This window comes from Streptomyces caelestis (genome assembly GCF_001279005.1).
Classification (GTDB): domain Bacteria; phylum Actinomycetota; class Actinomycetes; order Streptomycetales; family Streptomycetaceae; genus Streptomyces; species Streptomyces heliomycini.
Genome location: NZ_LGCN01000196.1, coordinates 152,202 through 166,265, shown reverse-complemented (window position 1 = coordinate 166,265; position 14,064 = coordinate 152,202). Strand labels below are relative to the sequence as shown.

Annotated in this window: 13 protein-coding genes and 2 pseudogenes; 12 read left to right on the top strand and 3 right to left on the bottom strand. The window is 75.2% G+C overall.

The genetic code is table 11. The annotated features are described in order from the left end of the window. Window positions 1-381 precede the first annotated feature (381 nt). The 5 genes and pseudogenes from ADK41_RS44295 to ADK41_RS18555 form a co-directional block, all read left to right on the top strand. Window positions 382-588: pseudogene (locus ADK41_RS44295) on the top strand (DNA alkylation response protein); the annotation flags it as partial. A gap of 102 nt (window positions 589-690) precedes the next feature. Further along, window positions 691-1,846: pseudogene (locus tag ADK41_RS18570) on the top strand (WD40/YVTN/BNR-like repeat-containing protein). A gap of 82 nt (window positions 1,847-1,928) precedes the next feature. Continuing rightward, window positions 1,929-2,606 carry a uracil-DNA glycosylase gene (locus ADK41_RS18565; RefSeq protein ID WP_030822574.1) on the top strand — a complete coding sequence of 226 codons (678 nt, stop codon included), beginning with the start codon at window positions 1,929-1,931 and terminating at the stop codon, window positions 2,604-2,606. Then, entirely contained in the window at window positions 2,603-3,610 is a 1,008-nt protein-coding gene (locus ADK41_RS18560) for an N-acetylglucosamine kinase (RefSeq protein WP_030822571.1), read from the top strand. The genes ADK41_RS18565 and ADK41_RS18560 overlap by 4 nt, the downstream gene beginning before the upstream one ends. An 84-nt stretch (window positions 3,611-3,694) precedes the next feature. After that, complete coding sequence (locus tag ADK41_RS18555) at window positions 3,695-4,618, top strand: sirohydrochlorin chelatase (protein ID WP_030822564.1); 924 nt, start codon at window positions 3,695-3,697, stop codon at window positions 4,616-4,618. 61 nt (window positions 4,619-4,679) lie between these two features. Here the strand turns inward: ADK41_RS18555 and ADK41_RS18550 are convergent, their stop codons facing one another. Beyond that, the gene (locus ADK41_RS18550; RefSeq protein WP_030822561.1) at window positions 4,680-5,726 is read right to left on the bottom strand and encodes a lactonase family protein; all 1,047 of its coding nucleotides are present in this window, start codon (window positions 5,724-5,726) and stop codon (window positions 4,680-4,682) included. A gap of 94 nt (window positions 5,727-5,820) precedes the next feature. Beyond that, a complete protein-coding gene (locus ADK41_RS18545; RefSeq protein ID WP_030822559.1) occupies window positions 5,821-7,308 on the bottom strand; it encodes an FUSC family protein in 1,488 nt (495 codons plus the stop codon). 224 nt (window positions 7,309-7,532) lie between these two features. Between ADK41_RS18545 and ADK41_RS18540 the strand changes: the two genes are divergently transcribed. From ADK41_RS18540 to ADK41_RS18525, 4 genes are all read left to right on the top strand, one after another. Next, on the top strand, window positions 7,533-8,009 hold the full coding sequence (locus ADK41_RS18540; RefSeq protein ID WP_030822557.1) for an Lrp/AsnC family transcriptional regulator: 477 nt from the start codon (window positions 7,533-7,535) through the stop codon (window positions 8,007-8,009). A gap of 20 nt (window positions 8,010-8,029) precedes the next feature. Continuing rightward, the gene (locus tag ADK41_RS18535) at window positions 8,030-8,758 is read left to right on the top strand and encodes an HAD family hydrolase (protein ID WP_051843040.1); all 729 of its coding nucleotides are present in this window, start codon (window positions 8,030-8,032) and stop codon (window positions 8,756-8,758) included. Between the two features lie 28 nt (window positions 8,759-8,786). Next, the gene (locus tag ADK41_RS18530; RefSeq protein ID WP_030822553.1) at window positions 8,787-9,344 is read left to right on the top strand and encodes a beta-L-arabinofuranosidase domain-containing protein; all 558 of its coding nucleotides are present in this window, start codon (window positions 8,787-8,789) and stop codon (window positions 9,342-9,344) included. A 309-nt stretch (window positions 9,345-9,653) separates the two neighbouring features. Then, window positions 9,654-10,403: a DUF4142 domain-containing protein gene (locus ADK41_RS18525; RefSeq protein ID WP_030822551.1), complete on the top strand. Its 750-nt coding sequence runs from the start codon at window positions 9,654-9,656 to the stop codon at window positions 10,401-10,403. 5 nt (window positions 10,404-10,408) lie between these two features. Here the strand turns inward: ADK41_RS18525 and ADK41_RS18520 are convergent, their stop codons facing one another. Beyond that, window positions 10,409-11,185: a LysR family transcriptional regulator substrate-binding protein gene (locus ADK41_RS18520; protein ID WP_030822549.1), complete on the bottom strand. Its 777-nt coding sequence runs from the start codon at window positions 11,183-11,185 to the stop codon at window positions 10,409-10,411. A gap of 58 nt (window positions 11,186-11,243) precedes the next feature. On the opposite strand from ADK41_RS18520, the gene ADK41_RS18515 reads away from it, so the two are divergent. From ADK41_RS18515 to ADK41_RS18505, 3 genes are all read left to right on the top strand, one after another. Continuing rightward, window positions 11,244-11,636, top strand: a complete 393-nt coding sequence (locus ADK41_RS18515; RefSeq protein ID WP_030822547.1) for a DUF5997 family protein — start codon at window positions 11,244-11,246, stop codon at window positions 11,634-11,636. Window positions 11,637-11,861: 225 nt separating this feature from the next. Continuing rightward, the gene (locus tag ADK41_RS18510) at window positions 11,862-12,350 is read left to right on the top strand and encodes a hypothetical protein (RefSeq protein WP_030822544.1); all 489 of its coding nucleotides are present in this window, start codon (window positions 11,862-11,864) and stop codon (window positions 12,348-12,350) included. A 450-nt stretch (window positions 12,351-12,800) separates the two neighbouring features. Beyond that, on the top strand, window positions 12,801-13,886 hold the full coding sequence (locus tag ADK41_RS18505) for a MerR family transcriptional regulator (protein WP_030822541.1): 1,086 nt from the start codon (window positions 12,801-12,803) through the stop codon (window positions 13,884-13,886). Window positions 13,887-14,064: the final 178 nt, after the last annotated feature.

Sequence of the window (14,064 nt, the reverse complement as noted above, 5' to 3'; positions counted from 1 at the left end):
GTCCCCCGTGCGCACCCGCGGCGCGTCACGCGCCGCCCACCCGAAAGCGCGCCTGCCCCGTCAGCTCCCGCCGGCACCCCGCGCAGGCGGACCGCGGCTCCTCGCCCGGCCGGACGGCGGGCAACAGGACGGGGGTCAGGACGGGATCGGCGGGCAGGTGGCGCACGACGGCGGCGAACGCGGTGAGCCGCTCGGCGGGGCGTGCGGCCGGGTGGGCTCACTTCCGCTCAGTTCACGGGAACGGCGAAGACCATCATCGAGAGGGTCGACCGCATCCGGCTGGACCACGTGACGATGCCGGCGGCGCCGACGCGCAGGACGCCCGTGGAGGCGGGGCACCACGTGCGGCACCGCAGCGCGTTCGGGGCACGGCCGGCGGACCAGATGGCCGAGGGGGCGCAGGCGGGCGCCCGGCGGCTGGTGGAGCGGACGGCCCCGACCCTCCAGGACTCCCTCCTCGTCCGGCACGCCCCGCCCGCGGTCGCCGACGCCTTCTGCGCGACGCGGCTGGGCGGCTACCGGGGACACGCCTTCGGCACGCCGCCCGCGGCGGCCGCGCCGGACGCGATCCCCGGCCGCGCGCTGCCGGACGGCGGCCGGCCCGCCGGCGGGCCACCGCGCGCGGTCCTTTCCGTACGCGGTGGCGCCGTGCCCGGCCTGCGGCGACGCCGATCCGGGGGGTGACTGTCAGTGGTGGGGTGCAGACTGGCCGGTGTCCTGGAACGAGGACGTCGACGAAGACGTCTCGGAGGTGATCGGCATGACCGAGGTACTACTCGCCGTGGGCACTCGCAAGGGCCTGTTCATCGGGCGCCGGCGAGGGGGCGCCTGGGCGTTCGACGAGAGTCCCCACTTCAACGCGCAGGCCGTGTACTCGGTCGCCATCGACACCCGCGGCGGGCGCCCGCGACTGCTGGCCGGCGGGGACAGCGCGCACTGGGGCCCGTCGGTGTTCCACTCCGACGACCTGGGGCGCAGCTGGACCGAGCCGACCCGGCCCGCCGTCAGGTTCCCCAAGGACACAGGGGCTTCGCTGGAGCGGGTCTGGCAGCTGCACCCGTCCGAAGCCGAACCGGACGTGGTGTACGCGGGGACGGAACCGGCCGCGCTGTACCGCTCGGAGGACCGCGGGGAGACCTTCGAGCTGGTCCGGCCGCTGTGGGAGCACCCCACGCGCGCGAAGTGGGTGCCCGGCGGCGGGGGCGAGGGACTGCACACCGTGCTGACCGACGCCCGGGATCCACGGGCCGTGACGGTGGCCGTCTCCACGGCGGGCGTGTTCCGCACCCTGGACGGCGGCGCGAGCTGGACCCCGTCCAACTCCGGGGTGTCCGCGGTCTTCCTGCCGGACCCGAACCCGGAGTTCGGGCAGTGCGTGCACAAGGTCGCCCGGGACGCGGTCGACCCGGACCGGCTGTACCTGCAGAACCACTGGGGCGTGTACCGCAGCGACGACGCGGGCGGAAGCTGGACGGACATCGGCGAGGGCCTGCCGTCGACGTTCGGCTTCACGGTCGTGGCCCACCCCCACCGCGCCGGCACGGCGTACGTGTTCCCGATCAACGCCGACTCCGACCGGGTGCCGGCCGGCCGGCGCTGCCGGGTCTACCGGACCGCGGACGCGGGCCGGAGCTGGGAGCCGCTCACGGCGGGGCTGCCGCGGGAGGACCACTACGGCACGGTGCTGCGCGACGCGATGTGCCACGACGGGGCGGACCCGGCGGGCGTCTACTTCGGCAACCGCAACGGCGAGGTGTACGCGTCCGCCGACGACGGCGACAGCTGGCGGCAGTTGGCGTCGCACCTGCCGGACGTGCTGTGCGTACGGGCCGCGGTCGTCGCATGAGCCGCACGAGCCGCACGAGGATCCCGTCCGGTCCTGGCCACCGGTTGATCTCCGCCGCCGTCGCGGCAGTAGGGTGACGCCCGTGGCACCACGACCCTTGAATGAAATCGTCGAAGCGGGCTGGGCGAAGGCCCTGGAGCCGGTGGCCGAACGAGTCGCCGGGATGGGGGACTTCCTGCGCGCGGAGATCGCCGCGGGACGCACCTACCTGCCGGCCGGAGCGAACGTCCTGCGGGCCTTCCAGCAGCCCTTCGACGAGGTACGCGTCCTGATCGTCGGGCAGGACCCGTACCCCACCCCGGGGCACGCGGTGGGACTGTCGTTCTCGGTCGCGCCCGAGGTGCGGCCGCTGCCGGGCAGCCTCATCAACATCTTCCGGGAGCTCGGCACCGACCTGGGACTGCCCCAGCCGTCCAACGGCGACCTCACCCCCTGGACCGAGCAGGGCGTGCTGCTGCTCAACAGGGCGCTGACGACGGCCCCGCGCAAGCCGGGCGCCCACCGCGGCAAGGGCTGGGAGGAGGTCACCGAGCAGGCGATACGGGCGCTGGCCGGCCGGGGCAAGCCCCTGGTCTCCATCCTGTGGGGGCGGGACGCCCGCAACTGCCGCCCGCTGCTGGGCGATCTTCCCGCGGTGGAGTCGGCCCATCCGTCGCCGATGTCCGCCGACCGCGGCTTCTTCGGCTCCCGCCCGTTCAGCCGGGCCAACGACCTGCTGATCCGGCAGGGCGGGCAACCGGTGGACTGGCGCCTGCCGTGACCGGGCCCGGTTTCCTCGCCGTGGACTCCGGGGGTTCCGGTCTGCGGGTGGCCGTCGGGGCCGGCGGACGCGGCCCGCTGGCCCGCGCCGCTTCGGGGGAACCGGTGCGGACCGGCGGGCGTGGCATCGATCCGGGGCACTTCGTGGAGCGGCTGGTGCCGATGGCGCGGGCCCTGTGCGCCGAGGCCGGGATCGAGCGGCTGGAGGTGGCCGTCGTCGGCGCGGCCGGGCTGGCCGGCCTGGGGGACGCGCTGCGTGCGGAGCTGCCGGACGCGCTCCGACGTGAACTGGGCGTACGACGGGCGGCGCTGGCCGCGGACGCCGTCACCGCGTACGTCGGCGCGCTCGGGCCGCGGCCCGGGGCGGTGATCGCCGCCGGTACGGGTCTGATCGCGATCGGCACCGACCTGACCGGCTGGCGCCGGGCGGACGGCTGGGGTCACCTGCTCGGCGACTGCGGCGGTGGCGCCTGGATCGGACGGGCGGGACTGGAGGCGGCGCTGCGGGCGCACGACGGGCGGCGGGGCGGCTCCGCGCGGTTGCTGGCCGGCGCCGAGGACATGTTCGGTCCGGCGGCCGGGCTGCCCGGCCGGCTGTACCCGCGGACCGACCGGCCGGCCGTGCTCGCCTCCTTCGCGCCCCGGGTGGGCGCGTGCGCGGCCGACGGCGACCCCGTCGCCGTGCGGGTGCTGCGGGCCGCGGCCCGGCACATGGCCGACTCCGCCGCGGCCGTGTGCCCGGCGGCGGACGCGCCGGTGATCGGTCTCACCGGCGGCCTGTTCCGGATGGGCGCCGCGCTGCTCGACCCCCTGGACGAGGAGCTGGCCGAGCGGTTGCCGGGGGTGCGGTGGATCATGGCCGAGGGAGACCCCCTGCACGGGGCGGTCCGCGTCGCGGAGGACCTCATCGCCGGCTCGTTCACCCTTCCGGGCGACGAGAAGATGTTGTGCGTGACGGGCCCGGCAGGTGAGGACGTCACCCGCGCGGTCGGCGCCCGTACGTAACCCATCAGACAAAACCGGACGGATACCGCTCACCTGCACCCTCCCCGAACAGGGGAGCCCGGGAAGCCACTAACATGCGGCAATATGAGCACCCCCACTGGGCCCGCGTCCGGCCTGCCAGTACGAATGCCGCGCCCCCGTCAGCCCGGGCGGCACCGCCGTCCCGAGCCGCTGGTGGCTCCCGAGGACGCGCCCGCGCTCGTCCTCGCTGTGCCGGGTGCGCCCAGTAGTGCCACCCGCTCGCTCGCCGACGAGGTCGTGAGCATCGCCCGTTCCGAGCTGCCCGGTCTGGACGCCCGGATCGGCTACCTCGACGGCGACGACGAGGAGTTCCCCTCGCTGACGTCCGTCCTCGCGCACGCGGCCGGGGAGCGCACGGCCCGTTTCGAGCAGGCCCGTGCCGCAGGTATGGACGTCAAGGAGCCCGACGGTCCCGTCGCCGTCGTCGTGCCGCTGCTCGCCGGCCCGGACAGCGCGCTGCTGCGCCAGGTCCGCCAGGCCGTGATGGACAGCCGTGTCGCCGCCGAGCTGACCGATGTGCTGGGTCCGCACCCGCTGCTCGCCGAGGCGCTGCACGTGCGGCTCTCCGAGGCCGGTCTGGCCCGCGCCGACCGTGCCCGCCTGTTCACCGTGGCGACCGCGGCGGACGGCATCATCCTGGCCTCCGTGGGCGGTGACGAGGCCGTGCAGGCGGCCGGGATCACCGGCATGCTGCTCGCCGCGCGCCTCGCCGTGCCGGTGATGGCGGCGGCCCTGGACCAGGACGGTTCCATCGCCTCCGTGGCCGAGCAGCTGCGCGGCTCCGGTTCGCAGCAGCTGGCGCTCGCGCCGTACCTGATCGGCCCGGAGATCGACGCCAGCCTGATCGAGGAGGCCGCCAAGGAGGCGGGCTGCTCCGCCGCTGAGGCGCTCGGCCCGTACCCGGCGATCGGCAAGCTGGCGCTGGCCAAGTACACGACCGCGCTGGGCATCGCCCCGCAGCAGGCGCAGAGCACCCCGGCCCACTGACCCGGCCGGCTCGCGCACGACGCCGAAAGGGCCCGCTCCGGTTTTCCGAGCGGGCCCTTCGTCATGCCCCCTCGGGCTTCCTGCCGGTGACCACGCAGGACGCCGCGGCCACCGGGACGGAGCCGGCGCGCCGCGGCACTCCCGTGTCCGGATCGAGCGCGAACCAGGTCACGTCCCCGGACCGCTCGTTGGCGACGTACAGGACGCCGTCGGACTCGGTGATCGCGCGGGGCCAGTGACCGCCGCAGGGGACGGTGGCGACCGGGGTCAGCGTCTCGCCCCTCCCCTCGACCGCGAACACCGACAGGACGTCCTCGCCGCGGGTCGCGGTCCACACGAAGCGTCCGTCGGGCGAGACGGCCACCCCGGACGGGTAGGCGTCACCGGCCGGGGCGCCGGGCAGGACCGGGAGCTCGGCCAGCGGTCGCAGCGCGCCGCCGGCGGCGTCCCAGCGGCAGACCACGAGGGTGGGGCTGAGCTCGTTGAGGACGTACGCGTACGACCCGTCGGGGTGGAAGGCCAGGTGCCGCGGGCCCGACCCCGGGCGCAGGGCGGTCTCGCGGTGCGGTGCGAGCACGCCGTCGGCCAGGGTGCAGACCCGTACCGAGTCCGTGCCGAGGTCGACACCGACCGCCCAGCGGCCGCTCGGGTCGGGCTGCACCTGGTGGGCGTGCGGACCCCGCTGGCGCTGTGGATGGGGACCGGAGCCACTGTGCCGGAACACCCCGGACACCGGCGCGAGACCGCCGTCCGGGCGGACGGGGACGGCGCTGACGCTGCCGGAGCCGTAGTTCGCGGTGAGGACGTGTCCGGCGAAGAGACTGAGGTGGGTCGGCCCGCTGCCGTCCACCCGCACCCGGCGCCCGGCCGGCTCCGGCCCGTCCCCGGTCACGCGGAACGCGGCCACGGCGCCCTCGGCCGTCTCGCTGACCGCGTACAGCATGCGGCCGTCGGGCGACAGGGCCAGGCAGGACGGGTCGGGCACCGCGTTCAGGGTGCTCAGGACGGTCAGCGCGCCGCTGCCGGGAGCGATGGCTGCGGTGACGATGCCCGGGCCTCCCGCCGCCGTGAACGACCCGATGAACGCCCGCCGCCCGCCGTCCGCCACGACTGTCCCCTCTCGTCCGCTGCCGACCGGGGTGACGGTAGCAGCCGGTCACGCCAGGTCTAGACCAGAGGTCCGCCCGGTACGCCCGTGCGGGTCAGGCTCCGACCAGCGGGGAGCCGGACGGCGTCCGCAGCGGCGCGGCCAGCTCGGCGAGGGCGCGCTCCAGGCCGTGCAGGTGGGCCAGGGCGGGTTCCGTCCCGGCCGGAGAGGTCCGTACGGCGATGTCCCGGCCGCCGGTGAGCGCCTCGACGGCGGCCTCGACGCGCCAGCAGGCGGCGGCCAGCCGGGCGTCGTGCGAGGCCTCCGGGTCGGCGGCGACGGCGACGAGACCGCGGATCTCCCGGGCGCAGTCGTCGAGCAGGTCGAGCACCCGCCGGGCCCGCCGCTTGCGGCCGAGCATGGGGTTCAGCGGATGCACCAGCGGGGCGACCGAGAGCCGTACCCGGGCGAGCAGCTGTTCCAGCTCCGCCACCGTCGGCGCCGGGTCGGCGTCCGCGGTCCCGGCCAGCCGGGCGGCCGCCTCGGCGGTGCACGCGTGGACGCAGCGCAGGGCCCGCTGGATCCAGGCGTCGGTGACGCTGTGCGTGGTCACGGGCAGGACGAACGCCACCGCCAGCACGGCGCCGAGCGCGCCGACGGCGGTCTCCACGAGCCGGAGTGCCAGCAGGTCGGGGGTGAGCACGCCCAGCAGGCCGTAGAGCATGGCGGCGAGCACCGTCACCCAGAGCATCATCCAGGTGTAGGACACGGCGGCCGTGTAGAAGACGCCGAAGACCGCGACGGCGACGACCAGGGCGGTCGACGGCCCGTCCCCGTGCGCGGGGACGGCGACGAGGAGCGCGAGCCCGATGCCGATGACGGTGCCGAGCACCCGGCGGAAGCCGCGCACCAGGGTCTCGCCGCGCGAGGCGGTGTTGACGAAGACCCACCAGGTGGCGCCGACGGCCCAGTACCAGCGCTGCCCGGACACCAGCTGACCCACGACCAGGGCGAAGCCCGCGCCGGCGGTCGCCTGGACCGCCTGGCGGGTGGTCACCCGGGCCAGCCCGGTGCCGCCGGGCGGGGCCGGCACGACGGCCGGGGGCAGTCGGCGCTCGTAGCACCACAGCCCGAAGCGCACCGTGGCCGCGGCGAGCACGGACAGCAGGACGGAGGCGTACAGCTCGGGGAGCCGGCCGGTCGTCGCGTGCAGGAACTGCGCCACGAAGTAGGTCATGAACGCGAAGACCCCGAGACTGTGGCCGCGCGGGCCCCAGCGCCGCGCGTACACGCCGAGTCCGACCACGGCGAGGAAGGCGAGGTCGCGGGCGACCGGGTGGTCGTGCAGCACGGCCGCGGCGGTGAGCACCGGCAGGCCGACGGCGGGCAGCAGCGCCGTGGTGACGGCCTGCCCGCGGACCGTGGCGTCGGTGACGGTGAACAGGGCGAGCAGCGCGGCGAGCCCACCGGTGACGGCGCCGGTGAGCGAGTGTCCGGCCAGGCCGCAGACGACGACGGCCAGGCCGATGCCGAGCACGGCCCGCGCCGCGAAGCGCAGCCGCGTCCGGCCCGGGTCCGGAGCCGTGAACACCCTCTTCAGCACGTACCGCCCCCTGGGAGATCCGATGGTGTGCGCCGTGGCACGAAAGCCGTGGCACGAAAAAGGCGCCGCGGGGTCGTCCGCAGCGCCATCGACTCACCTATATCAGCATCCCTTCCACCAGTGGCTCAACAGGGTCTTGCAGAAGTGAGCCATTGGTACAGTACTCTCGGCATTTCTACGGCCATCGACGTGCCAATGGCCGACCCAGAGGGGCGTGACGCCCGATGGCCGTGGACGAGCTCGACACCCGCATCCTGCGGCTGCTGCTGGAGCGGCCCCGCACCAGCGTGCGGGAGTACGCCCGGATCCTCGGGGTCGCCCGCGGCACCCTGCAGGCCCGCCTCGACCGCATGGAGCGCGAGGGCGTGATCACCGGAGCCGGCCCCGTCCTCTCCCCCGCCGCGCTGGGCCATCCCGTCCTCGCGTTCGTGCACATCGAGGTCACCCAGGGGCACCTGGACGAGGTGGGCGACGCGCTGGCCGCCGTACCGGAGATCGTCGAGGCGTTCTCCATCACCGGCGGCGGCGATCTGCTGACCCGGGTCGTGGCGCGCGACAACGCGCACCTGGAGGACGTGATCCAGAAGCTGATCAGCCTGCCCGGCGTGGTCCGCACCCGCAGCGAGGTGGCGCTGCGCGAACGCGTCCCGCACCGGCTGCTGCCGCTGGTGGAGTCGATCGGCCGCACGGCGCGCAGGTGAGCCCTGCCATCCTGGACCCCATGAACACGCTCGGCAGCCTCTCGGTCATCCTCGATCTCGACGGAACGCTCGTGGACAGCGAACCGAACTACTACGAGGCGGGCCGGCGGACCCTCGCCGAGTACGGGGTGCCGGACTTCTCCTGGGCCGAGCACGAGCGCTACATCGGGATCAGCACCCGGGAGACGATCGCCGACTGGCGGGAGCGGTACCGCCTGTCCGCCCCGGTGGAGGAGCTGCTCGCGGTCAAGAACCGCCACTACCTGCGGCTGGCCGGCGCCTCGACGCGGGTGTACCCGCAGATGCGGACGTTCGTCGAACTGCTGGCGGCCGAGGAGGTGCCGATGGCCGTGGCGTCCGGTTCCTCGCCCGAGGCGATCAAGGCGATCCTGGCCGGCACGGGTCTGGACGCATATCTGCGCACCGTCGTCGCGGCCGACGAGGTCGCGCACGGCAAGCCGGCCCCCGACGTCTTCCTGGAGGCGGCCCGCAGGCTCGGCGCGGACCCGGCCGACTGCGTGGTGGTCGAGGACGCGGCCCCGGGCGCCGCCGCCGCGCACGCGGCCGGGATGCGCTGCATCGCGGTCCCCTACGTCGCCGCCCAGGCCGGCGCCCCCGAGTTCGCCACCGCCGGCCTACTGCTGCGCGGCGGACAGGAGGAGTTCACGGCGCGGGCCGCGCTCACCTGGCTGGCGGACTCCGCCCGGCGCCCCCGACCGGGGCTCCCGCCGTCCGCGCGTGCCCGGTGAAGGTCCAAAACCGATCGCTCCCGAACCGTTGACGCCTTCCCGCCCCCTTCTCCAGCGCCCCCGGCTGACCTGGGCGGAGAAGGGCGTCACGGTCACGCGGACCACCCGCTGCCCGCAGGAGCAGGGCAGCACGCTCACCGTCGGCGGCGGCCGGGCCTCCTTCGCGCTGCTGCCGCGGGCCCCGTCCTGGGCGACCGCGGGCTTCCGGGTGACCGGCAACGGGCGCGCCGTGCCCGGCGCTCCGGTCCCCGGCCGCTATGTCGAGGTCGCGCGGACCTGGCGCGACGGCGGCACCGTGAGGATCTGCGTGCCCTTCCGGCCGTGGGTGGGACGGGCCCTCGACGATCCCGCGCCGCAGGCCCTGTTCCACGGCCCGGTCGACCTGGTCGCCCGCCGTCCGGGGCCGGGCCCGTGCGGCTGGGGCTGTACCGCGACGCCGGCCTGCCCGGCGATCTGCTGCCCTCCCTCACCCCGGTCCCGGATCGACCCCTGCACCACCTGCTGGACGGCATCGAGCCGGCGCCCTTCGCGGAGGGCGCCGAGGACCCGACCCGCGCCCGCGTCCGGCGCCCGGAACCACGTGTGATCTTCGGCACGTCGGACTCCGGAGCCACTGACCCCGCCCGGGACGACGGCGCCGCCCGCTCGACGCGATCCGGGCCGGGGCTCCCTTCCGCGGCAAGGGAGCGCTGGTGGCGCGGGTGCGGTCCACCGTGGCGGCCCGGGTGTCGGAGGGCCGGCTGGGCCGTGCCGACGGCGGCAAGGCGGTGAGCACGGCGCGGAAGGCCGCCTACGCCCGCTGATCCCGGCCGAAAATTCTTTCCCGAACGGTGATTGTCTCGCGTCCGGCGTCCGTACCTCCTGCTGTTGGGCCGTTCTTATCCCAGGAGGCACGATGCGCATCTCGCGCAGCACGGCAGGAACCGCGTTCGTGGGCGGAGCCATGATCCTCACCCTCACCGCGCTCGCCTATCCCACCATGCTGGGCGTACAGAACACATCCTCCAAGCCGGACCGGGTGGTGGCCAACACGAACTACGGCCCGCTGACCGAGGCGGACCGCGACTTCGTGGTGAAGGTGCGCGCGGCGGGGCTGTGGGAGCACCCGCTGGGGCTGCTGGCGATGGAGCGCGGTACGACGGCGGAGATGAAGGAGGCGGGTGAGCACCTGGTCGTCGGTCACGGCCGGCTCGACGCCAGTTGCCGCAAGATCTCCCTGGAGCTCGGCATCACGCTGCCGAACCAGGCGTCACCGCAGCAGCAGGGGTTCGTGGAGACCGTGAAGTCCACCAGCGGCAAGGAGTTCGACTCCACGGCGGTGAACATCATGCGCGTGACGCACGGGCAGATCTTCCCCGCCATCGCCAACATCCGGGCCAACACCAGGAACACCCTGGTGCGGCAGCTGGCCGACCAGGCCAACGACACGGTGCTCGACCACATCACGGTGCTGGAGAAGACGGGGCTGGTCAATCACGAGCAGGTCAACTTCCAGCAGACCAGCCCGCCGAAGATGCCGCAGGAGCAGGTGACCCCGCCGGCTCCGCAGGCGGGTGCCCCGGTCCTCGTGCTGGAGATCCCCAAGGGGCTGGAGGACCTCGACACGGCGTCCCCGGCGCCGTCGCCGTCCGCGACGGTCGGGTGACCGGGTCAGGACCCGCGGCGGGGCCTGCCCCTCCGCGGGCTCTTCGGCGTGCCGCCGGTGCCGCCCCGGCGGCCGCGGCCGGCCGACCCGCCGGCCGGCTGCTGCCGCCGGGCGGTGCGTTCGGGCCTCTTCTTCTCCTGGGCGGGCTTCTTCTCCTGCGCGGGCTGCTGCCTGCGGCCGCGGGTGCTGTTGACGGTCCGGCCGCGGACGATCCCGATGAGGTCCTCGACCCGGTCCGTCGTCGCCGCCTCGGGCCAGGACAGCGCCACGCTCGACCCGGGGGCCGGTTCGAGCGGCCGGTGGGTGAGGTCCTTGCGGTGGTGCAGCCGGGCGAGCGACAGCGGTACGACGAGCACGCCGATCCCGGCCGCGACGAGCTCGATCGCGTCGGCGGTGGTGGCGGGACGTTCCAGCGCGGGCCGCCCGGGCAGGCTCTCCCAGGCGAGGACGTCGTCCAGGGGGTGCAGCACGATGTCGTCGGCCAGGTCCTCGGGGGACACCGTGTCGACCGCCGTGACGAGGTGGTCCTTGGGCACCACGACGACCGTCTGCTCGGTGTAGAGGGGGATCGCGCTGAGGACCGTACGGTCGACGGGCAGCCGGACGAGGCCCGCGTCGGCGTCACCGCCCAGCAGCAGACCCTGCGCCGTCCCGGCGGGGACCTGCGTGAGGATCAGCGGGACGTCGGGCAGCCGCTCGTTCCAGATGCGCACCCATTTGTCGGGCATCACGCCGGGTACGTACACGAGCCGGAACGAGGGGGACACTTCCGAGCCTGTCACCTGGCCAGGTTACCGGCCGTGGTCGGCGACCGCGCACACGCTCGATACCCTGGACGCCATGACGCAGCACCAGAGCACCCAGACGATGAAGCCCGCGACCGCGGCGAAGAAGCTGGGTGTGTACCTCGACGCCACCCCCGCCGACTTCCAGGACGGTGTCGTCTCACGCGCCGAGCTGAACGCGCTCCAGGCGGACCCGCCGCAGTGGCTGCGGGACCTGCGGCGCGACGGCCCCCACCCCCGCCCGGTGGTCGCGGCGAAGCTGGGCGTGTCCATCGCCGGCCTCGCGCGCGGCGGGGTCACCGAGGCCCTCACCACCGAGCAGATCGAGGCACTGAAGGAGGAGCGCCCCGAGTGGCTGGAGCGGGAGCGCGCCACCCAGGCCGAGGTCCGCAAGGAGGCGGCCCGGATCAAGAAGCGGAACGCGGAGCGCGCGGAAGGCGACGGCTGACCCCGGGGCGCCCCGTCCGGAGCGGCGCCGGGGCCGCGGCGCCGGGGCCGCTCCCCCCGCCGCCGGACCCCGCTCGGACCGGTCGGGAGGCGCCGTCGCACGGAGCCGGACGAGCCCCCCTCAAACGCCAGCCCGCGCCACCCTTCCGGCGGATAGAGATATCCACCAGCATGTCCGTACCGCACGCGCCCGCAGCGGCGCAGCCGACCGTGCCCGGGGTGGGACATGCACAGCGCCATGTGGAAGCAAGCCGTCGAGTGGCTGGCCGCGGCGGCCACGGACCCGCAGGAGTGCAAACGCGAGTGGGACCACGGCAAGGGCACGGCGCTGCTCGCGGCGGGCCGGTACTGGGACGTGCTGAGCGTGCCCGACCGTCTCGGGCTGCTCGCCCTGGACATCCTGTGGCGCGACCCCCTGAAGGCGCCCGGTCCCACGCTGGTGGACGTCACGGCCCGCAGAGTGGGGTTCTTCCTGCCGCCCGACCCGGTCAGCGAATGGGTCGGCTTCGGGGTGCGGCACGTGGGCCGGGGGTCCTGGGTCGCCGTGCCGCCGCCGTACCGGCCGGCCGGGCGTCTGGAGTGGCTGGTCCCGCCGGACGGCACCGGCGCCCTGCACGCCCCCGGCCCGCTCGAGCGGGCGCTGCGCGAGGCGACCGGCACGCTCGCCGTGCTGGCGCCGGTCAGCGCGAGGCCGGCGGGTCCGGAGGGCTGGTGAGTTCCTCGCGGGTGTCCTCCGGGGGAGGTCGCGGCAGCGGGGCGGGCGGGGAAGGGCACGCACGGGCAGCACCGTCGCGCTCGCCGGCCGTGGCGGCGGTGAGGGAGGCCCACAGGCCGTCGCGGTGCTCCGGTACCGTCCGCCCTCGGCCCGCCACTTCGCGACGAGGGCCGTGCAGATCGGTGTGGGGCCGCCGTGCCCACTGGTGAGTTCGGCGTACGACCGGCCCGGGGCGTCGCGCCCGAGAAAGGCGCCGCGCCGTCCCCGTGCCGTCCATGCCGGTCCAACGCCCCCCGTGGGCCGGTGGTGCGCCGGTGGCCCCCGGCCCGCCGGGCCGGGTGAAGCCCTCACCCGTACGGCCCTCGCCGGACGGCCGTCGCCGGGCGGGAGCGGGCCGGGGTTGACCCTCGACCTTGTCGAGGGACCAGGGTCTGCGGTGTGGAGAGCGAGATGCGCAGCATTGGTGAGATGGCCCGGGACAGCGGGCTGGGCGTGAGCGCCCTGCGGTTCTACGACCGTGCCGGTGTCCTGGTCCCCGACCGGGTGGATCCGGTCAGCGGATACCGCTGGTACGCCCCCGGGCAGTTGGACGAGGCCCGGCTGCTGGCCCGGCTGCGCCGGGCCGGGATGCCGCTGGCGGACGTCCGGCTGGTGCTGGCCGGCTGGGCGGGCGCCGACACCGATCTCGTACGACAGCTGCTTCGGGCGCATCTGCGCCGGCTGGAGCAGGGGCTGTCCGATACCCGCGCCGAGTTCTCCGCGCTCCGAGCCCTCCTCGACCACAGGGAGAACCCCATGACCTCGCTCCGCACCGACACCGCCGTACGGCTGTCCCTCTCCGGCCCCGGGCTGGCCGCCGCGCTGGACGCGGTCCGGTTCGCGGCCGGCACCGACCCGGAGCTGCCGATGCTCGGCGGGATCCTCTTCGACGTCGAGGGCCACGCGCTGTGCCTGGTGGCCACCGACCGGTACCGGATGGCCGTGGCGCGCGCCGCCGCCGACGGGTACGACGGGCCTCGCGTCCAGGTCACCGTGCCCCTTCCGCTCGCCGACGCGATGCGGGCGTTGCTGGACGGCGAAGGACGGGTCCGGCTCGCCGTGGACGGTGACCGGGTGACGCTGGAGACCGGGAGCCGGCAGGCGGCCGGCCAGTGCCTCGACCATGACTTCCCGGACTACCGGCGTCTCGTCCGCCTCCCGGCCGGGCGGCGCGCCGTGGTGGACGCGCCGGCCTTCCGGGAGGCGGTGCGCACCGGCCCCGTCCGCGCGGGCGAGGGGCGCGAGGAGGGAGGGACGCCCGCCGGTCTCAGCGTGCTGGAGGTGACGGAGGACGGCTCGGTCACTCTGGCCGGGGACGGCGCCGACGGCCGCGATCTCGTCGCCGTGAACCGCGCGTTCCTGCTGGACGCGCTCACCGCGGGGGGCGACGGCCGGCTGATCCTCGAGTTCGGCGACCCCACGGCGCCCCTGGCGATCCGCCGGCCGGACGACGCGCACACGTTCTCGCTCCTGATGCCGGTACGGCTCGAGGATTAGGGGCCGTCGTCACACTTCCGTCGTCGCCCGGAGGGCGGCCTCGCGGCGTCCGGTGCGTGCTCTGGGACCCCGGCCGAAGGCTGGGGGGAGCGCCGGGCGGAAGCCCTCGTACCGGCCGTACTCGGGCTTTCGCCCGGCGCGGCGGCGGGGGCGCCTCCCGCTCATGGGGTCCCCCCGC

Excerpts from the sequence above, each read along its gene's own strand:
- ADK41_RS18555 (WP_030822564.1), top strand. The coding sequence starts at position 3,695 with ATGAGCACCCCCACTGGGCCCGCGTCCGGCCTGCCAGTACGAATGCCG.
- ADK41_RS18540 (WP_030822557.1), top strand. The coding sequence starts at position 7,533 with ATGGCCGTGGACGAGCTCGACACCCGCATCCTGCGGCTGCTGCTGGAG.
- ADK41_RS18535 (WP_051843040.1), top strand. The coding sequence starts at position 8,030 with ATGAACACGCTCGGCAGCCTCTCGGTCATCCTCGATCTCGACGGAACG.
- ADK41_RS18525 (WP_030822551.1), top strand. The coding sequence starts at position 9,654 with ATGCGCATCTCGCGCAGCACGGCAGGAACCGCGTTCGTGGGCGGAGCC.
- ADK41_RS18515 (WP_030822547.1), top strand. The coding sequence starts at position 11,244 with ATGACGCAGCACCAGAGCACCCAGACGATGAAGCCCGCGACCGCGGCG.
- ADK41_RS18510 (WP_030822544.1), top strand. The coding sequence starts at position 11,862 with ATGCACAGCGCCATGTGGAAGCAAGCCGTCGAGTGGCTGGCCGCGGCG.
- ADK41_RS18505 (WP_030822541.1), top strand. The coding sequence starts at position 12,801 with ATGCGCAGCATTGGTGAGATGGCCCGGGACAGCGGGCTGGGCGTGAGC.